Origin of the sequence: Bordetella sp. N (genome assembly GCF_001433395.1) — a bacterium.
In the GTDB taxonomy this organism is placed as follows: Bacteria; Pseudomonadota; Gammaproteobacteria; order Burkholderiales; family Burkholderiaceae_B; genus Bordetella_C.
On record NZ_CP013111.1, the window covers coordinates 4275022 to 4296211 of the forward strand.

Annotated in this window: 18 protein-coding genes; 8 read left to right on the forward strand and 10 right to left on the reverse strand. The window is 65.9% G+C overall.

All coding sequences use genetic code 11. The annotated features are described in order from the left end of the window. Positions 1 to 3 precede the first annotated feature (3 nt). The 4 genes from ASB57_RS31755 to ASB57_RS18315 form a co-directional block, all read right to left on the reverse strand. On the reverse strand, positions 4 to 132 hold the full coding sequence (locus ASB57_RS31755) for a hypothetical protein (protein ID WP_255361982.1): 129 nt from the start codon (positions 130 to 132) through the stop codon (positions 4 to 6). A 188-nt stretch (positions 133 to 320) separates the two neighbouring features. Then, positions 321 to 1253, reverse strand: a complete 933-nt coding sequence (locus tag ASB57_RS18305; protein ID WP_057653522.1) for a sugar kinase — start codon at positions 1251 to 1253, stop codon at positions 321 to 323. Further along, on the reverse strand, positions 1246 to 1899 hold the full coding sequence (locus ASB57_RS18310; protein WP_057653523.1) for a bifunctional 4-hydroxy-2-oxoglutarate aldolase/2-dehydro-3-deoxy-phosphogluconate aldolase: 654 nt from the start codon (positions 1897 to 1899) through the stop codon (positions 1246 to 1248). Before ASB57_RS18310 ends, ASB57_RS18305 begins: the two co-directional genes overlap by 8 nt. A gap of 72 nt (positions 1900 to 1971) precedes the next feature. Then, positions 1972 to 2856: an IclR family transcriptional regulator gene (locus ASB57_RS18315; protein ID WP_082622028.1), complete on the reverse strand. Its 885-nt coding sequence runs from the start codon at positions 2854 to 2856 to the stop codon at positions 1972 to 1974. A 182-nt stretch (positions 2857 to 3038) separates the two neighbouring features. Between ASB57_RS18315 and uvrA the strand changes: the two genes are divergently transcribed. From uvrA to ASB57_RS18330, 3 genes are read left to right on the forward strand one after another with little or no spacing between them, the layout of a single operon-like run. Next, positions 3039 to 8795, forward strand: coding sequence for an excinuclease ABC subunit UvrA (uvrA, locus tag ASB57_RS18320; RefSeq protein WP_057653524.1), 5757 nt, complete (start codon positions 3039 to 3041; stop codon positions 8793 to 8795). 28 nt (positions 8796 to 8823) lie between these two features. Then, positions 8824 to 10128 carry an aminodeoxychorismate synthase component I gene (gene pabB / locus ASB57_RS18325; protein WP_057653525.1) on the forward strand — a complete coding sequence of 435 codons (1305 nt, stop codon included), beginning with the start codon at positions 8824 to 8826 and terminating at the stop codon, positions 10126 to 10128. Between the two features lie 17 nt (positions 10129 to 10145). Next, positions 10146 to 10814 (forward strand): aminotransferase class IV family protein, encoded by a 669-nt coding sequence (locus tag ASB57_RS18330; protein WP_057656247.1) that lies wholly within the window; start codon positions 10146 to 10148, stop codon positions 10812 to 10814. A gap of 14 nt (positions 10815 to 10828) precedes the next feature. Here the strand turns inward: ASB57_RS18330 and ASB57_RS18335 are convergent, their stop codons facing one another. The 5 genes from ASB57_RS18335 to ASB57_RS18355 all read right to left on the reverse strand — a co-directional run bounded on the left by ASB57_RS18335 (position 10829) and on the right by ASB57_RS18355 (position 16195). Then, positions 10829 to 11485, reverse strand: a complete 657-nt coding sequence (locus tag ASB57_RS18335) for a thiopurine S-methyltransferase (protein ID WP_057653526.1) — start codon at positions 11483 to 11485, stop codon at positions 10829 to 10831. 25 nt (positions 11486 to 11510) lie between these two features. After that, positions 11511 to 12815, reverse strand: a complete 1305-nt coding sequence (locus ASB57_RS18340) for a UDP-N-acetylglucosamine 1-carboxyvinyltransferase (protein ID WP_057653527.1) — start codon at positions 12813 to 12815, stop codon at positions 11511 to 11513. A gap of 136 nt (positions 12816 to 12951) precedes the next feature. Beyond that, positions 12952 to 13797 carry a ThiF family adenylyltransferase gene (locus tag ASB57_RS18345; protein WP_057653528.1) on the reverse strand — a complete coding sequence of 282 codons (846 nt, stop codon included), beginning with the start codon at positions 13795 to 13797 and terminating at the stop codon, positions 12952 to 12954. 86 nt (positions 13798 to 13883) lie between these two features. Next, entirely contained in the window at positions 13884 to 14552 is a 669-nt protein-coding gene (locus ASB57_RS18350; RefSeq protein ID WP_057653529.1) for a response regulator, read from the reverse strand. Then, the gene (locus ASB57_RS18355; RefSeq protein ID WP_057653530.1) at positions 14549 to 16195 is read right to left on the reverse strand and encodes an ATP-binding protein; all 1647 of its coding nucleotides are present in this window, start codon (positions 16193 to 16195) and stop codon (positions 14549 to 14551) included. Before ASB57_RS18355 ends, ASB57_RS18350 begins: the two co-directional genes overlap by 4 nt. A 313-nt stretch (positions 16196 to 16508) precedes the next feature. On the opposite strand from ASB57_RS18355, the gene ASB57_RS18360 reads away from it, so the two are divergent. The 5 genes from ASB57_RS18360 (at position 16509) to purU (ending at position 20593) form a co-directional block, all read left to right on the forward strand. Continuing rightward, entirely contained in the window at positions 16509 to 17705 is a 1197-nt protein-coding gene (locus tag ASB57_RS18360; RefSeq protein ID WP_369822874.1) for an MFS transporter, read from the forward strand. A 7-nt stretch (positions 17706 to 17712) separates the two neighbouring features. Next, positions 17713 to 18369 carry a gamma-glutamylcyclotransferase gene (locus tag ASB57_RS18365; RefSeq protein ID WP_057653531.1) on the forward strand — a complete coding sequence of 219 codons (657 nt, stop codon included), beginning with the start codon at positions 17713 to 17715 and terminating at the stop codon, positions 18367 to 18369. Between the two features lie 159 nt (positions 18370 to 18528). Next, a complete protein-coding gene (pdxH, locus tag ASB57_RS18370) occupies positions 18529 to 19158 on the forward strand; it encodes a pyridoxamine 5'-phosphate oxidase (protein WP_057656249.1) in 630 nt (209 codons plus the stop codon). A gap of 19 nt (positions 19159 to 19177) precedes the next feature. Further along, positions 19178 to 19720, forward strand: coding sequence for a flavin reductase family protein (locus tag ASB57_RS18375; RefSeq protein WP_057653532.1), 543 nt, complete (start codon positions 19178 to 19180; stop codon positions 19718 to 19720). An 18-nt stretch (positions 19721 to 19738) separates the two neighbouring features. Next, positions 19739 to 20593, forward strand: a complete 855-nt coding sequence (purU, locus tag ASB57_RS18380; RefSeq protein WP_057653533.1) for a formyltetrahydrofolate deformylase — start codon at positions 19739 to 19741, stop codon at positions 20591 to 20593. A 169-nt stretch (positions 20594 to 20762) separates the two neighbouring features. On the opposite strand, the gene ASB57_RS18385 is transcribed toward purU, so the two are convergent. Next, positions 20763 to 21089 (reverse strand): DUF4148 domain-containing protein, encoded by a 327-nt coding sequence (locus ASB57_RS18385; protein WP_057653534.1) that lies wholly within the window; start codon positions 21087 to 21089, stop codon positions 20763 to 20765. Between the last annotated feature and the right edge of the window lie 101 nt (positions 21090 to 21190).

Here is a 21190-nt window from a genome sequence, read left to right on the forward strand (position 1 = left end):
TTCTTACACGCGCTTGATCTTTTCCAGCATCTTGAACACGCCCTTGGGCGAGTTCACGAACAGGCGCTTGAAGGCCTTGCCCAGGCAGCGGCGTTCGAGGGTGTTACGGCGGGTGCGTTTGCGTTCAGCCATGATGATTCTCCGGTCAGCGATGGTCCACTGACGGACACATCAAGGTATCTAGCACATGAAGTGCGGAAAAGCCCGCGCAACGGCTGGAGGGAACCAGGCTGGCGGCAAGTTAAAACAACCCGGCATTATAGCGGGAAATTTTGAGCCGCGCTAAATCTCGAGCACCTGGCCCCAGGCAATCTCTGAAACTACGCTTGCGTCCCCGCCAGCAAGGCCTGGACCTCCGCCGGGCGCGGCAGCGGTTGCACGGCACCGTAGCCCTGGGTGGACAAGGCCGCGGCGGCGTTGGCGTAGCGGACCGCGGCGGTCCAGTCGTCACCGGCGGCGCGGCGGGCCAGCAGGCTGCCGGCGAAGCAGTCGCCCGCCCCCGTGGCATCCACCGACGCCACCCGCAAGCCAACGATGGCCCGGCGGTGCTCGCCGTCGTCCAGCACCGCGCCCGACTTCCCCAGCTTCAGCACCACCACGCCCCGCGCCCCGGCGGCACGGATCCAGTCCAAGGTGCGGGACGGATCCTCGTGCCCGGTCAGGTGCTGCATGTCATCCATGCTGGGCAGAAACACATCGGTCATCCCGATCGCCTCGCGCAGGATGGCGCGCGCCCGGTCCACCGGCCACAAGCGCAAACGCAGATTCGAATCCAGGCAGACCTGCGTACCCGCGCCACGCGCACGCTCGATCGCGGCGAACACGGTATCGCACGCGCTGGCGCTGATCGCCAGGCTGATCCCCGACACATGCAGAAAGCGCGCCCGTTCCACCAGGCCATGCGCCAGATCGGACGGCTGCATGCGGCTTGCCGCCGAGTCGCGCCGCATATAGCTGAACACATGCCCATCCGGACCATGCTGCACGAAATAAAGCCCCGTATGCGCCTGGGCATCCACCAGCACGCCGCTGGTGTCGACCTGCTCCGCCCGCCACAAGGCCTGCAACTGCTCGCCGAACGCGTCAGCCCCGACCCGCGTCAGATACGCGCAGCGGGCGCCCTGGCGCGCGGCCGCGATCACGGCATTGGAGGTGTCGCCACCGAAACCCTGCAGGAATTCCGGCTGCCCCGGCCGCGTCTGGTTGAACTCAACCATCGGCTCGCCCAGCGCGACAATATCGAAATCAGCCATGGGCGGCCTCGCGCGTGCGCTGGATCTGCGCGACCAGCGCGGCCGTGTCGCGCGCCTCGAAAGCCGCCTTGTCGTACAGATTGCTGCCCACGCCCACCAGGCTGGCGCCGGCCTTGAAATACGCACCCATGTTCTGCGCGGTGACGCCGCCGGTCGGGCAGAACACCACCTGCGGGAACACCGATTTCAGCGCCGCCAGATGTCCCGGCCCGCCCGTCTCGGCGGGAAACACCTTGACCACATCCGCGCCGGCACGCACGGCCTGCAGCACTTCGGTCGGCGTGAACCCGCCCGGCAGGCACAAGGCGCCGGCGGCATGGGCCATGGGCACCAATTCCGGCAGCACCGCGGGCGACACCAGGAAATCGACACCAGCCACCAGCGCGTCACGCGCCTGCTTCTCTTCCAGCACGGTCCCCAACCCCAGCAGCAGCGCATCGCCGTGCTTGTCGCGCAACGCACGCACCAGGTCGATGACACCCGGTATGGTCCAGGTCAGTTCCAGGGTGGTGCAGCCCGCGGCGATCGCCACCTCGGCCGCGTACGCGGCGGTGGCGGCGTCGCCATAGCGCAGCACGGGCACCACGCGGGAAGCCAGCAAGGTGGCCAGTTTGCGTTGACGGATACCCAGGGAGGCGTCGCTCATCTCATCAGTCCTAAGAGGGGTTGGGCGGCCGTCGCAACGGCCAGCGTGTCTACGTATCTGCGTATTTCTTGATCAGGAGGATGGAGGCAGCATGGCGCTTCCATGTAAGAACATCTCATCCGCCGCGCCTGGCCCGGCATCCTGCATGGCCATGGGCAGCGCCAGCCGTTGCCGCGCGACATCGCGCAAGCGCAGCAGCGGCTCGACATAGCGCTGCGCCGACACGCCCTGCTGCCGGTAATTCAAGGTGCTGACGCTGACGCAAGCCAGCGGGCGGCCATCGGGCCCGGCGATGGCCACGCCGTAACACACGATGCCCCGCTCGTTCTCCTCGTTGTCCACCGCATAGCCTTGCGCCCGCACGCGCGCCAATTCCTCGCGCAGATCCTGCGGGCGCGTGATGGTATTGGGCATGCCCGGCGTCAGCACCAACTGTTCGACCAGGGCCTCACTTGTGGAAAGCGGCAGTGCCGCCATATACGCCTTGCCCGCGGCGCTGCTATGCAGGGCCAGCCGGCCACCCACACGCGAGGCCATCCGCACGGGACCCTGGCTTTCCAGCTTGTCGATGTAGATCATCTCGCGCCCCGCGGGCACGGACAGGTGCACGGTCTCGCCGGTTTCGTCACGCAGCGCGCTCAGGTCGTCCGCCAGGGCACTGCGCAGATCCAGCTGCGACCACGCGCGGCTGGCCAGCTGGATCAGGCGCGGGCCCAGGCGATAGCGGGTGGTCACCGTCGTGGTCGCGGCCGGATCCGCAACCACGCGTGTCCGTATGGCAGAGGAAGCGCCCGGCCCAGGCACGCCGGCTGCAACGGGCGCCTCGGCCAACATGCCCTGGTCAAGTAAGGCGGCGACGATACGGTAGACCGTGGGGCGGGGATAACCGCTGCGGCGAACCAGGTCAGCCATGGCCGGCGCGGCGGACGCATCGGCGACGGCCTGCAGCACGGTCATGAATTTGGAAAAGGCCGCCGTTCCGGCGACCCCAGGCTTGTTCGAATTGGAGTTGTCCACAATATGGTCAGCGCTTCCACAATGTAGTCGGATTATTCCACAGCTATGCTCCTTCACCTAATACCCACGACGCCGGCAACGGTCCGCTCTGCCCCCCTTGACGCACAGGCTACGATTACAGGATGACTTCCGAAATTCGCATCGTTGGCGCTCGCCAGAACAATCTCAAAAACCTGGACGTATCTTTCGCCACCGGCGAATTCGTCGTCGTTACCGGCGTCTCGGGCTCGGGCAAAAGCTCCCTCGCCTTCGATACGCTGTATGCCGAAGGGCAGCGGCGCTACGTCGAAACCTTCTCCCCCTACGCGCGCCAGTTCCTGGACCGCATGGACAAACCGCAGGTCGACAAGATCGAAGGCATCTTGCCGGCCATCGCCATCGACCAGACCAATCCCGTGCGCAGCTCGCGCAGCACTGTCGGCACGATGACGGAGCTGAACGATCACCTGAAGCTGCTCTTCGCGCGCGGTGCCCGCCTGTTCTGCCGCGGCTGTGGCCGGCCGGTACGGCGCGACACGCCGGACTCGATCCGCCAGTCGCTGGCCGAGCGCAGCGTTGAAGCGGGCGACCCCCGCCTGGTCGTCACCTTCCCCATCAAGGTACCCGCGAACTTCACGGAAGACGAAGTGCGCGGCTTCCTGGAGCAGCAGGGTTACACGCGCGTCCACGCCCAGGAAGGCGAAGCGGCGGCCCCCGCCGACAGCGCCGACGGCAAGCCCGTCAAGACCAGCAAGGCTTCCTCCAAGAAGAGCAAGGACGCCGCCGCCGCGCAACGCGTGCTGCATGTGGTGCAGGACCGTTTCCGCTTCGCCGGCGCCGAAACCGATCGGGTGATGGAAGCGCTGGATACGGCGCTGCGCATGGGCGCCGGCCACCTGTCCGTGCATGTGCTGGATGACGAAGGCCAGGACACCAAAGTCTGGAAGTTCAGCGACCGCCTGCACTGCGCCGATTGCGACATCGAATACGCCGATCCGCTGCCCAGCTCCTTTTCCTTCAACTCGCCGCTGGGTGCGTGCGAGGCCTGCCGTGGTTTCGGCCGCGTCATCGGCATCGATTTCGGGCTGGTCATCCCGGACGAGAACAAGACCCTGCTGGAAGGCGCCATCAAGCCCTGGCAGACCGCCAGCTACAAGGAATGCCAGGACGATTTGCAGAAGTACGCGCCGCGCGCGGGCGTACCCCTGTCCGTGCCCTGGAAGAGCCTGACGCCGCAGCAACAGGAATGGGTGCTGCACGGCGACCCCGACTTCAAGGGCGGCAGCCAGGCCTGGAAAAACCAGTGGTATGGCGTGCAGCGCTTCTTCGCCTGGCTCGAGACCAAGGCCTACAAGATGCACGTGCGCGTGCTGCTGTCGAAATACCGCAGCTACACGCCCTGCCCCACCTGCCGCGGCTCGCGCCTGAAACCCGATGCGCTGCTCTGGCGCGTCGGCACCAAGGACGAGGCCGACGGCGTCATGCCGGCGGAAGACGGCCGCTATCGCCGCTTCAAGCCGGTCCAGGCCAACTGGTCGGACGAGCTGCTCTATCTGCTGGACGGCCTGTCCATCCACGACGTGATGCTGCTGCCCATCGAACGGGTGCGCGTCTTCTTCGACAGCCTGCGTTATCACGGCGTGCTCGACGCCGCCACCGATCTGCTGCTGACGGAGGTGCGCGCGCGCCTGCAATTCCTGTGCGACGTGGGCCTGGGCTACCTGACCCTGGACCGCCAGAGCCGCACGCTGTCCGGCGGCGAAGTGCAGCGCATCAACCTGACGACGGCGCTGGGCACGTCCCTGGTCAATACCCTGTTCGTGCTGGACGAGCCGTCCATCGGCCTGCACCCGCGCGACATGCATCGCGTGGTGGAAGTGATGCATCGCCTGCGCGACGCCGGCAATACGCTGGTGGTAGTCGAACATGACCCGCAGGTCATGGTGGCCGCCGACCGCATCATCGACATCGGCCCCGGCCCCGGCGAACGCGGCGGCAACATCGTCTTCGACGGCACGCCCGAGAAACTGCGCGCCGCCCCGACATTGACCGGCGACTACCTGGGCGGCCGCCTGCGCGTCGAAGCGCCGCGGCCCATGCCGGTGGCGCCCAACACACCGCGCCTGCTGCTGGAAGGCGTCAACGCGCACAACCTGAAGAACGTCTCGGTGGAAATCCCGCTGGGCCGGCTGGTGTGCGTCACGGGCGTGTCCGGCTCCGGCAAATCGACCCTGGTATCGGACGTGCTGTATCCGGCCCTGCTGAAGCTCAAGGGCAGGCCGTCCGAAGCGCCGGGCGCTTTCGGACGCCTGCTGGGCGCGGAGCAGATCGCCGACGTGGTGCTGGTGGACCAGACCCAGATCGGCAAGACCGCGCGTTCCAACCCCGCCAGCTATGTGGGCGCCTTCGATGCGATCCGCAAGCTGTTCGCGCAGGCGCCGCTGTCGAAAGAGCGCGCCTACACGGCGGGCACCTTCAGTTTCAACAGCGGCGACGGCCGTTGCCCCGTCTGCGGCGGCACCGGCTTCGAGCACGTCGAAATGCAGTTCCTGTCCGACGTTTATCTGCGTTGCCCGGACTGCGACGGCAAGCGCTTCCGCCCGGAAGTGCTGCAGGTTCGCGTCGACCACCTGGGCAAGAGCGCGTCCATCGACGAAGTGCTGGCCATGACGGTCAGCGAAGCCCTGGAATTCTTCAAGGGCTTGCGCGACGTGCAGACCGGCCTGGCGCCGCTGGCCGACGTAGGCCTGGAATATGTGCGCCTGGGGCAACCCGTGCCCACCCTATCGGGCGGCGAGGCGCAGCGCCTGAAGCTGGCCGGCCACCTGGCCGAGGCCGCCCGCAGCGGCATCTCCACGGCCAAGGTCGCCAAGAAGGGCAGCCTGTTCCTCTTCGACGAACCGACCACCGGCCTGCACTTCGACGACGTCGCGCGCCTGATGCGCGCGTTCCGCAAGCTGCTGGCCGCGGGCCATACGCTGCTGGTCATCGAACATAATCTGGACGTGATCCGCGCCGCCGACTGGCTGCTCGACCTGGGCCCCGAAGGCGGCGACGCCGGCGGCCTGCTGGTGGGCGCCGGCACGCCGCGCGACCTGATGGACAACCCGGCGTCGCACACGGGCGCCGCCTTGCGCGACTACGAGCACGCCATCCTGCCGGCGGAAGCCGTGCCGGCCGTGGCAACGGCCAGGGCGACCGCCTCGTCCACGACTGAACTCGCCGTGGCCGAGCCCGCCGTCGCCTATGGCAACGGCACGCCCTTGCAGACGACCCTGCGCCGCCAGGCCCCGTTGTCCATCGAAATCCGCAATGCGCGTGAGCACAACCTGAAGAACGTCAGCGTGGAAATCCCGCGCGACAAATTCACGGTGATCACCGGCGTGTCCGGTTCCGGCAAGTCCACCCTGGCCTTCGACATTCTGTTCAACGAAGGCCAGCGGCGCTATCTGGAATCGCTCAATGCCTATGCCCGCGCCATCGTGCAGCCGGCCGGCAAACCCGACGTCGACGCCATTTTCGGCATCCCGCCGACGGTGGCGATCGCGCAGCGCACCAGCCGTGGCGGCCTGAAATCGACGGTCGCCACGATGACGGAAATTCATCATTTCCTGCGCCTGTTGTACGTCAAGCTGGGCGTGCAATATTCGCCGGACTACAACGTCCCCGTCGAGCCGCAGACGCCTGACCAGATCGTCGCGCGCATCCTGCGCGACCGCAAAGGCCAGCACATCGGCGTGCTGGCCCCGCTGGTCACCGCGCGCAAGGGCTTCTATACCGACCTGGCCAAATGGGCCGGCGGCAAGGGCCATACGCATCTGCGCGTGGACGGCGTCTTCACGCCGGTCAGCCCCTGGCCGCGCCTGGATCGCTACAAGGAACACACCATCGAACTGCCGGTGGCCGATGTCCTGGTCGATCCCGCCAATGAAGCGCCCTTGCGGGAAGCCGTGCGCAGCGCGCTGGAATACGGCCAGGGCGCGCTCAGCGTGCTGTGGCCCCTGGACACTCTGCGCGACGATCCCAATGCCAAGCTGGAGCAGGCGCATTTCTCCACGAAGCGCACCTGCCCCATCAGCGGCGTCAGCTTCCCCGAGCTGGATCCGCGCATGTTCTCCTACAACTCCAAGCACGGCTGGTGCCCCACCTGCTTCGGCGCGGGCGTGGTCATGCCCGAGTTCGATGAAGAGCAGACCGGCGAAGAAGCCAGCCTGATCGAACGCTACGCAGGCGAAGCCGTGGAGTGCCCCACCTGCCACGGCCAGCGCCTGAATCGCGTGGCGCTGCACGTGCGCTGGCGCGACCGCTCCATCGCCGAACTGGCCGCCTTGTCGGTGAACGACGCTCATACGTTCTTCACCGGCCTGGTGGTGCGTGGCCGCGAAGCGGAAATCGCCCGCGACATCCTGGCGGAGATCCGCAGCCGCCTGAACTTCATGAAGGAAGTCGGCCTGGACTACCTGGCCCTCGATCGCGCGGCGCCTACCCTGTCCGGCGGCGAAGCGCAGCGTATCCGCCTGGCCGCGCAGCTGGGCTCCAATATGCAGGGCGTCTGCTACATCCTGGACGAGCCCACCATCGGCCTGCATCCGCGCGACAACCGCATCCTGCTGGACGCGCTGGGCCGCCTGGAAGGCAATGGCAACACGCTGGTGGTGGTCGAGCATGACGACGACACCATTCGCCGCGCCGCTCACATCATCGACATCGGGCCTGGCGCCGGGGTGCGCGGCGGCGAAGTCGTGGCCCAGGGCACGGCCGAGGACCTGATGAAGAACGAACGGTCGGTGACCGGCCGTTATCTGGCGCAGCCCTTGAAGCATCCGCTGCAAGGACGCCGCGCCATCGAAAAGGACACGGCCTTCGTCGAGATCCGCAACGCGCATCTGCACAATCTGCGTAACGTCAACGCCCGTATCCCCATCGGCCGCCTGAGCGTGGTCACGGGGGTGTCGGGTTCGGGCAAGTCCACCCTGGCGCGCGAAGTGTTGCTGGACAACCTGCTGCAGGCCGTCTCGCAAGGCGCGGCGCCCAAGTGGAACGGTTGCACCAGCATCAACGGCTGGGAAGCGCTGGACCGCGTGCTGGAAGTGGATCAGACCCCGATCGGCAAGACGCCGCGTTCCTGCCCCGGCACCTACATCGGTTTCTGGGACGACGTGCGCAAGCAATTCGCCGACACCAAGGAATCGCGCATGCGCGGCTGGTCGACGGCGCGCTTCTCGTTCAATACGGGCGATGGGCGCTGCCCGATCTGCGAAGGTCAGGGCATGCGCACCATCGAGATGAACTTCCTGCCGGATGTGAAGGTGCCTTGCGATGCCTGCAACGGCGCGCGCTTCAACGTCGACACGCTGTCGGTGCAGATGCGCGGCAAGCACGCGGGCGAGGTTCTTTCGATGGAAGTCGACGATGCGCTGGAGTATTTCGCCGCGCATCCCAAGGTGCGGCGTCCCCTGCAGCTGATGCAGGACGTCGGCCTGGGCTACCTGACCTTGGGCCAGCCCTCGCCGACTTTGTCGGGGGGCGAAGCGCAGCGAATCAAGCTGGTGGCGGAACTGTCCAAGGCCAGGCTGACCGATGGCGTCATCACCACCGGCCGCGCGTCGCGCATCCCGCACACCTTGTACGTGCTGGACGAACCGACCGTGGGCCTGTCCATGGCCGATGTCGAAAAGCTGATTCACGTCCTCCACCGTTTGGTGGAGGCCGGCAACACCGTGGTGGTCATCGAACACAATCTGGATGTGATCGCCGAAGCGGACTGGCTGCTCGATCTGGGGCCGGAAGGCGGCAGCGGTGGCGGCCAGCTGGTGGCCCAGGGGACGCCGGAAGACGTCATCGCCTTGCAGGAAAAGTCACACACGGGCCGGGTCCTGGCGGAGTTCCTGCGACAATAGCCGACTGTCCTGTCGTTGCGACCCCTCCATGTATTGCCGTTTTGAAGACCGCCTGGCTGGCCAGGCACTCGAACTTGTCGGTTTCTGCCGGCGTATAGAAGCTCGTACGCCCCAGGAACTGGCGGGCGCGCTGGCGGCCGTCGAGGCCGCCTGGCGCGCGGGGCATTGGGTGGCCCTCATGCTGGACTTCGAGCTGGGGGAGTGGTTGCTGCCCGAGGTACTGGATGGCGCGGCCGGTGGACCTTGCGGCAATACCGGCGAGCCTGGCCGCAGCGCCATCGGCAGGGCCGCGCAGCGTTGTAGCGAAACGGGTGCCGGCTTGCAGGCACACGGTTGCGGCTGCGCCGGCGAGGCTGCTGACGCGGCTCGCGCCCATGCGCCGGCCGAGCCCGTCCCCGCGGCGGCCACCGACGGCGATGGCAAAGCCGCGCCGGCACGCCAGCGGCCGCGCTTGCGTGCCCTGGTTTTCGACGGCGCCGTCAAAGGGCAACCCTGGCCCACGCCGGCCGATGCGGGCAGCCGCATCCTGGACTTGAAGCCGCGCACGGCGCACGACGAATACCTGAAGCAGGTCGAGGTCATCCGCGCGGGTATCGGCCGCGGCGAGTTCTATCAGGTCAACTACACACAGCCGATGGATCTGCGGGTGCAGGGCGACCCGCGCGAGCTTTACGCCCGCATCGCGGCGGCCAACCCCATCGCGCATGCCGCGTATATCGAGGATGGCACGCAGACCATCCTGTCTTTTTCTCCCGAACTGTTCGTTGCCCGCCAGGGCGCCACGCTGACGGCCCGCCCCATGAAAGGCACCGCCCCGCGTGACGCCGACCCGCAACGCGACGAGGCGCTCGGCCGCGAGCTGCATGCCAGCGCCAAGAATCGCGCCGAAAACCTCATGATCGTCGATTTGCTGCGCAACGATCTGGGCCGCCTGGCCGAGCCGGGCTCCGTGAAGGTGGACGAGCTGTTCACCCTGGAGCGCTATCCGTCGGTCTGGACCATGACGTCGACGATCCGCGCGCAGGCGCCTCACGCCACCCTGGGCGACATACTCACTGCCCTGTTCCCCTGCGGGTCGGTGACGGGCGCGCCCAAGATTGCCGCCATGCGCCACATCCGCCGCGCGGAAAACGCGCCGCGCGGGCTATATTGCGGCAGCATAGGGTGGCTGGCCCCCGACGGCGATTTCTCCCTGAACGTGGCCATCCGCACGCTGGTACTGGATGCCGATGGCAATGGCATCTACGGCGCGGGCGGCGGCATCGTCCACGACTCCGACGCCGAATCGGAATGGCAGGAGTGCCTGTGGAAGGCCCGTATCCTGGCGAGTTGAACTTGGATTTTCTGGCGATGACTGACAATCAGCCCTCTCTCATCGAAACGATGCGCGTCGAGCCCGACGGCCGCATCCTGCTGCTGGACCGCCACATGGGCCGCTTGCGCCTGTCCTGTGCCGCGCTGGGGCGCCCCTTCCACGGCGACGCCATCCGCGAACAGGTGCTGACCGCCGCCGGCAAGGCCCGTACCCCCGGCGCGCAACGCGTGCGCCTGCTGGTCGACGCGCAAGGGCAAGCCACCGTGCAGGCCACGGCGCTGCCCGACCTGCCGCCGTTGGCGGGGGTGCGCCTGTGGCCCGCGCGTCTGGATTCGCGCGAACCGCTGCTGCGCTACAAGACCACCCGACGGGAATGGTATGACGCGCCGACGGCGTGGCTGGCCGAGCATCCGGCGTTCTTCGACGTTTTGTTGAGCAATGAGAAAGGCGAGCTGTGCGAAGGCAGCCGCAGCAATGTCTATCTGCAGCTGGGCGGCAAATGGTTCACGCCGCCCATCGAATGCGGCTGCCTGCCTGGCGTACAGCGCAGCGAATTACTGGAGCGCGGCTGGGTGGAAGAGCGCATCCTCTATGAGGACGATTTCCCCCGCGCGCGCGGCGTCCGCCTGTCCAACGCGCTGCGTGGCTGGTTCGATGTCGAATGGGTGCGCACGCCCGCGAGCGAAGACGAAGCGGCGGGGTAAGAGAAAAGCGCCCGTCAGCGCTTTTCCAGCGCGAAGACCAGCGTATCCAGCCAGGTCAGTCCGCGCGCGGCGAACTTGGGTTCCTTGTCCAGCATGGCACGGCGATCCAGTTGCCGCACTTCAGTGTGGCCTTGATACAAGGCCTCGACGGCGGCGCTGCCGACCGCGAACGGCGGCCCTGGCATCAGGTCCTGCTCGTAGTCCAGGGTGATCAGCAAGGTACGCGCGCCCGCCGCCAGGTTGGCATAGACGTGCGCCACGTAGCGTGCCCGCATGTCGGGCGGCAAGGCGACCAAGGCCGCCCGGTCGTATACCGCGGCGCATCCCGCCAGGGTCTGCGCGTCCAGCGCGAAGATATCCCCGCACAGGATCTCGATATTGCCGCTACGGTAGACATCGCCGGCCGCGGTGGGCCGCACTTCAGGTGTCAGGCCGTTGGCGGTGAAGAACTGCTCCACCGCCAGCGGCGACAGCTCCACGCCCAGCACCGGATGCCCCTGCTGCGCCAGCCACACCATGTCCAGGGTCTTGCCGCACAAGGGCACCAGCACCCGGCCACCCGGCGGCACGTCCAGGGTCGGCCAATACTTGGGCAGCAGGGGCGTGACACGCTCCTGATGAAAACCCGTGACGCCTTCGCGCCAGCGATCCAGCCAGAATTGCGCTTCCATGTAGACCCTTGCCTGAACGTTGCGTTTACTCTTCCGCCGTCCACTCCACCTGCACGCCCAGGCTGCGCAGGTTTTCCACGAAGTGCGGATGCGCGCGCCGGATGGGCGTGGCGTTGCGGATTTCCGAGCGGCCCTCGATGCTGGCCGCCACCATGAACAGCGCGATGGCGACGCGGATGATGTAGGGGCTTTCCACGACGGCAGGGCCCATCGGGGCACCGCCGCCGAAAGTGATCAGGCGATGCGGATCGGACAGGAACACGTGCGCGCCGAACTTGGACAGTTCCGTCGTCCATCCCAGCGCGCCGTCATAGACCTTGTTCCAGAACATGGCATTGCCGTGCGCACGCACACCCAGCGCGATGAAGATAGGCAGCAGGTCCACCGGCACGTAAGGCCAGGGCGCGGCTTCCACCTTCGTCAGCACATTGCTGGTGAACGGCACCTGCACCTTCAAGGGACCGGACACCGAGGCGTGCGACCAACCGTCCTCGTGCGTGATCTTGACGCCGAACTTGGCGAAGGTGCGGTCGATCAGCGGGAAGTTGCCCGGCACGCTGTTGCGCACCACCACGTCGCCGCCCGTGATCGCGCCCAGCGCGAGGAAAGTGGTGATCTCGTGGAAGTCTTCTTCGAAATGGAATTCGCCGCCGCGCAGGACCTTGCCGCCGCGCACCGACAGGCGCGACGTACCCAGCCCTTCGATCTGCGCGCCCATCATGGCCATGAAGCGGCAGAATTCCTGCACATGCGGTTCCGACGCGGCATTGTTCAAGGTGGACATGCCGTCCGCCGCCACCGCGCACAGCACGAAGTTTTCGGTGGTGGTGACCGACGCGTAATCCAGCCAGTGATCGGTGGCCTGCAGGCTGCCCGCGCGCTTCACGAGAAGCGAACCATCCTGCCGCTCGATGGTGCCGCCGAAACGCTGGAACACGTCCACGTGGGGGTCGATTTCGCGCACGCCCAGGGTGCAGCCCTTCACGTTGTCTTCCAGACGCGCGACGCCGAAGCGCGCCAGCAGCGGCGGCACCAGCATGATGGACGAACGCATTTCCTCGGGCAGATGATGATGGGCCGGATCGAACACGGTGTCGCGGTGGCACAGGTCCAAGGTGCGCGTTTCAGGATCGAGGGACACCTGGCTGCCCAGGGTGCGGAAGATCTCCAGGATCTTGCGGACGTCCGTGATGTCGGGCACGCCATGCAGGCGCAGGGGCTCCGAGGTCAACAGCGTGGCGCAGAGGATGGGCAATACCGCGTTCTTGTTGGCCGAGGGCGTGATGCGACCGCGCAGGGGCGTGCCGCCGTGAACGATGAGATTGGACATGAACGTGTCTAAATGAAACTGTGCGGATGAAAGGCCCACGCACGCCTGCATGCAGGCGCGGGGCACAAGCGAGTGGCAGCAGTTTACTCGCCCCGGCTTACAGCGAACGCCGCAGGGAGGCTTTTGACACGCAGCGTCACAACGTCAGAATGCGCCGCAATGCGCGGTCGGCCGCGGCCATGCCCATGGCCGCCGTCACCGTGACCACCGAGCCATAGCCCGCGCAGGACAGGCCTTGCGGAGCGGGCGCGCCGTCCACCTGGGGGCCCATGTCGTCGCCGGCCTCGGCGGCCAGGGTCCAGGCGGCCGGCAGGATGGGCGGCTGGTCGAACCACAAGGCTTCCACCTGCATCTTGGGCACGCGCTTGCGCACCTTGCCGGCCTGATCGGCTGCCTTGGCGTAGCCATGCTCGCGCCGCAGCTTGTTGCGCAGCTTGGCCAGCAAGGCATCGTTGAGCGAGGTCGACAGATCCCCGGCGCGCAGGGTCAGCGGATCGGTCTTGCCGCCAGCGCCGCCGCAAACCAGCAGCGGGCAGCCCAGCTTGCGAGCATGCAGCACCATGGCGATCTTGGCCGCCACCTGGTCGGTGCAGTCGATGATCATGGCGTAAGGGCCGGCCAGCACGTCGCCCACGTTGTCAGGCGTGACGAAGTCATCCACGCAGTGCACCGCGCAGTCCGGGTTGATACCGGCGATGCGTTCGGCCATGGCCTGTATCTTGGCCGCGCCCAAGGTGCTGCTCAGCGCATGGATCTGGCGGTTGACGTTGGATTCGGCGATATGGTCCAGGTCGATCAGCGTCAGCGCGCCGACGCCGCAGCGGGCCAGGGCCTCGGCGGTCCAGGAGCCGACCCCGCCCAGCCCCGCCACCGCCACATGGGCGGCGCGCAGCCGTTGCGGGGCCTGGGGCCCGTACAGGCGGGCCAGGCCGCCGAAACGCCGTTCGGCGTCGATATCGCAGGAGGGGGTTGCCGTCGTCATGATGGCGGGATTTTCTCACGCCACGGCGGATATGCCGACGGCGGCGTGCCGGCCGCCGCCGTATCAAGGCAGCACCCCGCCCCGGCCTAGTTCAATTCCAGCTTGTAGCCGACGCCGTAGATCGAGCGGATCAGGTCATGCCCCGGCATCACCGCGTCGAACTTGCGCCGCAGGTTCTTGATGTGGCTGTCCACCGTGCGATCGGTCACCACGCGGTGATCCGCGTAGAGATGATTCAGCAGATGCTCGCGCGACAGGATATTGCCGTCGGCCGACGCCAGTGCCTGCAGCAGGCGAAATTCGACCGGCGTCAGGGACAGCAGTTGGCCGTCCAGCTTGGCCGAGTGATGCTCGGGACGGATCTCCAGCAGCGACTGCGTGGGCAGCCCGCTGCTCTTGGCGTTGGCCCGGCGCAGGATGGCCTTCACGCGCGCCACCATCTCGCGCGGGCTGAAGGGCTTGCAGATGTAGTCATCGGCGCCCATTTCGAGGCCGATCAAGCGATCGATCTCTTCGACCCGCGCCGTCAGCATGATGACGGGCACGTCGCTGAAGGTGCGCAGTTCGCGGCAGACTTCCAGGCCGTCGCGGCCGGGCAGCATCAGGTCCAGCAGCACCAGCTCGGGCTTCTTGGCGCGGATCGCGGCCAGGGCTTCGCGGCCGTCGGCGATGTGCTCGGTCTCGAAATGCGCTGCTTGCAGATAATCGGTGACCAGGGAGGCCAGTTTGGGTTCGTCTTCTACGATCAGGATCATGGTATTCCTATCCCCGCGAGTTCTATGTGATCGGCCCCTTCGGCCAGGGGAATTTCGATACGGACAGCCAGCCCGCCCAATGGCGAAGGCATGGCCTTGATGGTGCCGCGGTGTGATTCAACGATGCGTTGGCAGATCGCCAGGCCCAGCCCGGCGCCACCGCTTTCGCGGCTGCGCGAGGCATCGACCCGGTACAAGCGGTCGAACAGGCGCGGCAGGTGTTGCGCCGCCACGCCAGGCGCCGAGTCCTGGCATACGACCACCAACTGACGCCCTTCGGTGCGCACATCGATCTGGACGCGGCCGCCAGGATCGGTATAACGCAGGGCGTTTTCCAGCAAATTATTCATCAACTGCATCAGGCGCTGGCGATCCCCTTCGATGAGCGTGCCGGGTTCGGCCACCTTGGCTTCGATGGTCAGCCCGCGCGCCTGCAAGCGGTCGTGGAAGGCGTCGGCGACCATGGCGGCAACCTCACCCATGTCGACCGGCTCCATCCGGTAGGACAGCGCCCCCACATCCGCCAGCGACAGGTCGTAGAGGTCGTCGATCAGCTTGCTCAGCAAACCGACCTCCGACTGCAAGGACGCCAATGCTCCCGGCGTGAACTTGCGCACGCCGTCCTGCAAAGCCTCCAGTTCGCCGCGCAACACCGCCAGCGGCGTGCGCAACTCGTGCGAAATATCGGCCATCATCTCGCGCCGTAACGCCTCCGTGCGCTCCAGGGCATAGGCCAGGCGATTGAAATCCTGCCCCAGGCGCCCCAGTTCGTCTGCTGACGTCACGTTCACGCGCGTCGAGTAATCGCCCGCCGACAGCTTGTGCGTGGCCCGCGCCAGCCGCCGGACCGGCGCCAGGAACACCCGCGCCAGCATGATGCTGACCACCGCCGCCAGCAGTGCCGACAGCGTACCGATCACCCAGGTCGCCTCCGACTGTTCGCGCTGGAAGCGCTGGTCGGACTCGTTGGGCAGCCGGTCGGGGAAAGGCGTGACCAGCCAGCCGACCGTCAGTCCATTGACGTTGATGGCATGGCGCGGCGCGCTCGCCAGCGGATTGCCCCCTGCGACCACCCGCAACTGCGCATCCAGCAAGGTGAAGGGCGGCGCCAGGAAATCCCGCCCGCGCTGCGGACCGTCCAGACTGTCGTCGAAGGCACCAGGATCGAAGGGCCCATCCGGCCCGCCGGCGCCGTCCGGACCATCCCGGCCGCCCCGCCCATTCGGGCCGCACTGGCTGCCCGGCCGGCCCGGGTCGCAACGCCCCCCGCGCCCGCCGTTGCGGGGCCCCGGCCCCTGCCCTTGCGGCGGCGGCCAGATGAAGGTGCCGAAATCCGGCGGCAGGTCGAAAGGCCCACGGCCGCGATACGGCCGTTGCGGCATGCCTTCGTCCGGCGGCGGCAGGGTCAATAGATGGTTCCACAGCGAATCGTTGCCGCGCAAAGCATCCCAGTCGCCGTCATCGCGGTAGACGTCCGCCAGCGTTTGGCGCAGGTGTTCGATGCGACGGGCTTCGCGCTCCTTGACGTAGGAGAAGAAATGTCGCTCGAAGTTCCAGCGCACGGCTCCCCCCATGGCCAGCGTGACGACCAGGCAGGTGGCCAGAATGGCCAGGAACAGTTTGAAGGTAATGCCTAATTTCATGGCGGAGAGAGGCGCCGCGCAGTGCGGCTGGATCGGCCTTTGCCGCACGCATGTTAACCAGGGCTCGCAAGTGATGGCGTTAATTTGCTTTGGGTTTCATAAAATCTACGCATTAGCTTTCATTCCGCTCACAAGCGCCGGAGAAACGTAGCAAATTAATAAATGCAGGTAGCCGTCAGGTTGATGGAGAATTCGCGAATTTGGCCGATTTAATAAAAACCCCGATTGACAGCGGGTTTAGAAACATGATTTTTTGCTGCGTCGCAACTTGAGATTGGCGGGAGTACGGCACAGAATAACGACAAATAACGCCGTGTCAGCCACTCCATTACCCCCCTCCGATGAAGCCGCAGTGCCCGCCATTTCCGGGGCGGCGCTGCTTTGCATCATCAATATGCTGAACCATGTGGCCCTTACCGGGGGCCGCATCACGGTGTCGCTCAGCGCCCTCCATCTGGGCATGTCCACTCTGAAGATCGGCGCACTTATCGCCGTTTTCGCCATACTTCCCATGCTTTTCTCGGTAAAAGTCGGAAGATGGGTGGACCACGTCGGTATCGCCAAACCGATGACCTATGGCACCGGGCTACTGATCTGCGGCACTGCGGCGCCCGCTTTGCTGCCCAGCCAGATCACGCTTCTGCTGGCTTCGTCCTGTATCGGCATCGGTTTCATGCTGCATCAGGTGGCCACCCAGAATATTCTGGGCATGGCGCCGCACAAGACCCGCTTGCGGAATTTCTCCTGGATGTCCCTGGCGCTGGGCGCGTCCGGCTTCAGCGGACCCTTGTTCGGGGGCATCGCCATCGACCATATTGGTAACGACGCGGCGTTCGCCTTGCTGTCGCTGGGCCCGATCGCAGCCGCCGGCGGCCTTTATTATCTGCGTGACGAGCTACGCAGCGTCAAACCCAGTGCGGCAGGCGATGTCGCGCGCCGCGATATTCGAGAGTTGCTGCAACTCCCCGCCCTGCGCCGCATCCTGCTGGTCAACACCATTTTGTCCGGCGCCTGGGACAGCCACCTGTTCATCGTGCCCATTTACGGGGTGTCGATCGGGATGTCCGGAACGACGATCGGCATCGTACTGGCGTCTTTCGCGGCGGCAACATTCGTTATCCGCCTGCTTCTGCCCATCATCCAGCGACGCGTCACGTCCTGGACCCTGATCCGGATGGCGATGGGGACGGCGGCGGCTGATTTCATGATTTACCCGATGTTCAGCGACGTTTCCATCCTGATCGGCCTGTCCTTTGCACTCGGCCTGGCTTTGGGCGTCAGCCAACCCAGCATTCTGGCGCTGCTGCACCAGCACTCTCCGCCCGGCCGCGCGGCGGAAACAGTGGGGCTGCGCATGGCGTTGATCAACGGCTCTCAGGTCTCGCTCCCATTGACCTTCGGCGCGCTGGGTGCGGTAATTGGGGTACCCCCGCTGTTCTGGGCGTATGCCGTGGCTTTGATGGCGGGAGGCTGGCTCAACCGCAATCCGCCCACCGAGGCCGAAAAGTGAATCTCGTGTGAACTCCGCAACAAATCGCTGCCCCTCTCCTTCGGACATCCCCTTTCGACTCTGGACCGCCGACGAACGCCAGGCTTCGCTGAACGAAGCCCTGAAGCATTGGCGTGAAGGCGACGACGTCTGGGTCTTTGGTTACGGCTCGCTGATCTGGCGGCCGGAATTCGACTTTCTGGAACGGCGCAAAGCCACGCTGCGGGGCCACCACCGCGCCTTGTGCCTGTGGTCGCGCGTGAACCGCGGAACGCCGGAAACGCCCGGGCTGGTATTCGGCCTGGATCGTGGCGGATCCTGCCAGGGCATGGTCTACCGCCTGCATGGCGAAGCCGTGCGGGAACGGTTTACCGCCTTGTGGCAGCGCGAGATGTCCACGGGTTCCTATATACCGCGCTGGTTGAACTGCACGACCGATGACGGGCTGGTCAGCGCGCTGGTCTTCGTCATGAATCGCGCCAGCCCGGCCTATATCGCCGCCCTGCCCGACGCCGAAGTCCTGGAAATCGTGCGCCGCGCCAGCGGGAAATACGGGCCATGCACGGAATATGTCACGCAGACGGCCCACGCCTTGAAAGATGCGGGGATACATGACCTGCGCCTGCAGCGGCTGACCCGCCAGCTGGAAGCCGCGCAGGCGGATCCGCTGCCGGAGATTAATTGAGGGGCTTCGCCTTTCGACCTCATTCCCCGAACGATCCGGGGCCGGGCAGGCTGTCCGAACGCCGGCACTGAGCCAGCGCAAAACCTGGCGGGCGGCAACGGCGTTACACTGGATGCGTTTCTTTTGCATCGCGGCACTCACGGCGCCGCGCCCGCCATCATGAGCCTTGCCGATCTGCGCCAAACTTACGACAAGAACGAGTTGCTGGAGTCCCTGGCAGCCCCGTCGCCCTTCGATCAGTTCGCCACGTGGTTCGATGAAGCCCTGGCCGCTGAAGTCCCCGAACCCAATGCCATGACCCTGGCCACGGCGAACACCGCCTGCCAGCCGTCCGCGCGCATCGTGCTGGTCAAGGGCGCGGATGAGCGAGGGTTCGTGTTCTACACCAACTACGAGTCGCGCAAGGGCCATGAGCTGGCCGAGAACCAGCGCGCCAGCCTGCTGTTCTTCTGGCAGCCGCTGGAGCGGCAGATCCGCATCGAAGGCCATGTCGAAAAGGTGTCGGACGAAGAGTCCGATGCCTATTACAAGAGCCGTCCGCTGGGTTCGCGTATCGGCGCCTGGGCCTCGCATCAAAGCCAGCCGGTCACGCGTGAAGCGCTGGAAGCGACCACGCGTGAATTCGAACAACGTTATGGCGAAACCCCGCCGCGGCCGCCGCACTGGGGTGGCTACCGCGTGGTGCCGGCGCGTTTTGAATTCTGGCAGGGTCGTCCCTCCAGGCTGCACGACCGTCTGGTCTATGAACTCGATGCCAAGCAGTGGCGACTAAGCCGCATCTCGCCCTGACCTTACGCCCTATTGCCGCATGCCCGCATCCCCGCCTGATTTCGACGCAACCTATTTCCGCACAGCCCTGGGCCGTTTCGCCACCGGCGTGACCGTGGTCACGGCCATGACCGACGACGGCCAGCCCATCGGCATGACCGTCAGTTCATTCAATTCGGTCTCGCTCAATCCGCCCCTGGTGTTGTGGAGCCTGTCGCGCGACTCGACGTCGCTGGCGGCGCTGCAACGTTGCCAGCGCTACGTGATCAATGTGCTGTCGGCCGACCAGCTGACCCTGGCCAAGCGCTTCGCGAAAGGCAACGCGACCGACCGTTACGCCGGGGTGCGCACCCAGCGCGCGCCGGGCGGCACCCTGATGCTGGCCGATGAATGCGCCGCCTGGTTCGAATGCCACAACCGCAGCCGCTATGAAGAAGGCGACCACGTGATCATGGTGGGCGAGGTTGAACATTGCGGCCATGGCAGCGCGCTGCCCTTGGTCTATCATGCTGGCGGTTTCGACCTGACGCCGCAGCCGGAGCCCGTGGCCGAGCCCGGGGCTGCCGAGCCGCCCTTCCGCTGACGTTCTTTCTTATCCGCCATGCAGCATAACGACTACATCCTGACCCTCTCCTGCCCCGACCGCACCGGCATCGTCTATCGCGTCAGCGGTCTGCTGTTCGAACTGGGTTGCAACATCCTGGATTCGCAGCAATTCGGCGACGAGGAAACCGGGCGTTTCTTCCTGCGGGTGCATTTCGACCTGCCGCCCGCCACGGACGCCGCGGCCTTGCGCCAGCGCTTCGACGTCCTGGCGCAGGACTACGGCATGGACTTGCAGGTCCACGATGCCCGCCGCAAGGAGCGTCTGTTGATCATGGTCAGCAAGCAGGGCCACTGCTTGAACGACCTGCTGTTCCGGGTCAAGAGCGGCCAGTTGCATGCGGAAATCGCGGCCATCGTGTCCAACCACAATGACTATGCCGGCCTGGCGGCGTCTTACGATATTCCTTTCCATCACCTGCCCGTGAGCGGCGACAACAAGGCGCAGCAGGAGCGCCAGGTTCTCGACCTGGTGGAACGTGAGAACGTGGACCTGGTGGTGCTGGCGCGCTATATGCAGATTTTGTCTTCGGACATGTGCCGGGCCTTGTCCGGGCGCGCCATCAATATTCATCACAGCTTCCTGCCCAGCTTCAAGGGCGCGCGGCCGTATCACCAGGCGCACCAACGCGGCGTGAAGATCATCGGCGCGACGGCGCACTATGTCACGGCGGATCTGGACGAGGGTCCGATCATCGAGCAGGACATCGAGCGTGTCGACCACACCATGACGGCGCAGGACCTGACGCAGGTCGGCAGCGATGTCGAATCGCTGGTGCTGTCGCGGGCCGTGCGCAGCCATATCGAGCATCGCATTCTGCTCAACGGCGCGCGTACGGTGGTGTTCCGCTAGGCAAAAGAAAAACCCCGCCTGTGAGGGGTCAGGCGGGGTTGGTACAGCAGGGTACTTCAGGCACTACGTACTACGTACTTCCCGGTACTCCACACGTGCCCAAGGGGGGTAGACACGCGTTCTACTTCACCTTCGTCGCGGCGCCAACGGCGCGCCGCGATTTCAGCATTCAGACACCTTCGAAGGGCGCGTTATCGCTGTCACCGAAAGCGATGGCGCCGGGTTGTTGCGCCACGTCGGCGGCGACTTGAGCGCGCGTGACGTTGCTGCCGGCTTGGCTGGCGAACGGGACGTTGTTGACGTCACCGAAGGCAACCAGGCCTTGATTCTGGGCTTGCTGCAGTTCGGCCTGGATCTGGGCGCGGCTGGTCGAGCTGTCGGCTTGGCCGTAGGTGCCTTGGAAAGGCACGTTGTCGACGTCACCACGGGGGGTGGCGGCTTGGGCGGCACCGATCAGGGCAAACGAAACAATCAGCGAGGTGGCGATGGTCTTCATGGCAGTTCTCCTAGTCCTATTTCAGTGGGAGCAGACCTGATCGGGTAATTCCGGGGAGGTCTGTTGCTGTTCCCGATGACTGAATTCTGCGCTTGGAAGGA

Bases quoted from the DNA above. Each gene is read 5' to 3' on its own strand.
- ASB57_RS31755 (WP_255361982.1), bottom strand. From the start codon at position 132: ATGGCTGAACGCAAACGCACCCGCCGTAACACCCTCGAACGCCGCTGC.
- ASB57_RS18305 (WP_057653522.1), bottom strand. From the start codon at position 1,253: ATGGCTGATTTCGATATTGTCGCGCTGGGCGAGCCGATGGTTGAGTTC.
- ASB57_RS18310 (WP_057653523.1), bottom strand. From the start codon at position 1,899: ATGAGCGACGCCTCCCTGGGTATCCGTCAACGCAAACTGGCCACCTTG.
- ASB57_RS18315 (WP_082622028.1), bottom strand. From the start codon at position 2,856: ATGACCGTGCTGCAGGCCGTCGCCGATGCGTCCGCCGCGCCGGCCATG.
- uvrA (WP_057653524.1), top strand. From the start codon at position 3,039: ATGACTTCCGAAATTCGCATCGTTGGCGCTCGCCAGAACAATCTCAAA.
- pabB (WP_057653525.1), top strand. From the start codon at position 8,824: ATGTATTGCCGTTTTGAAGACCGCCTGGCTGGCCAGGCACTCGAACTT.
- ASB57_RS18330 (WP_057656247.1), top strand. From the start codon at position 10,146: ATGACTGACAATCAGCCCTCTCTCATCGAAACGATGCGCGTCGAGCCC.
- ASB57_RS18335 (WP_057653526.1), bottom strand. From the start codon at position 11,485: ATGGAAGCGCAATTCTGGCTGGATCGCTGGCGCGAAGGCGTCACGGGT.
- ASB57_RS18340 (WP_057653527.1), bottom strand. From the start codon at position 12,815: ATGTCCAATCTCATCGTTCACGGCGGCACGCCCCTGCGCGGTCGCATC.
- ASB57_RS18345 (WP_057653528.1), bottom strand. From the start codon at position 13,797: ATGACGACGGCAACCCCCTCCTGCGATATCGACGCCGAACGGCGTTTC.
- ASB57_RS18350 (WP_057653529.1), bottom strand. From the start codon at position 14,552: ATGATCCTGATCGTAGAAGACGAACCCAAACTGGCCTCCCTGGTCACC.
- ASB57_RS18355 (WP_057653530.1), bottom strand. From the start codon at position 16,195: ATGAAATTAGGCATTACCTTCAAACTGTTCCTGGCCATTCTGGCCACC.
- pdxH (WP_057656249.1), top strand. From the start codon at position 18,529: ATGAGCCTTGCCGATCTGCGCCAAACTTACGACAAGAACGAGTTGCTG.
- ASB57_RS18375 (WP_057653532.1), top strand. From the start codon at position 19,178: ATGCCCGCATCCCCGCCTGATTTCGACGCAACCTATTTCCGCACAGCC.
- purU (WP_057653533.1), top strand. From the start codon at position 19,739: ATGCAGCATAACGACTACATCCTGACCCTCTCCTGCCCCGACCGCACC.
- ASB57_RS18385 (WP_057653534.1), bottom strand. From the start codon at position 21,089: ATGAAGACCATCGCCACCTCGCTGATTGTTTCGTTTGCCCTGATCGGT.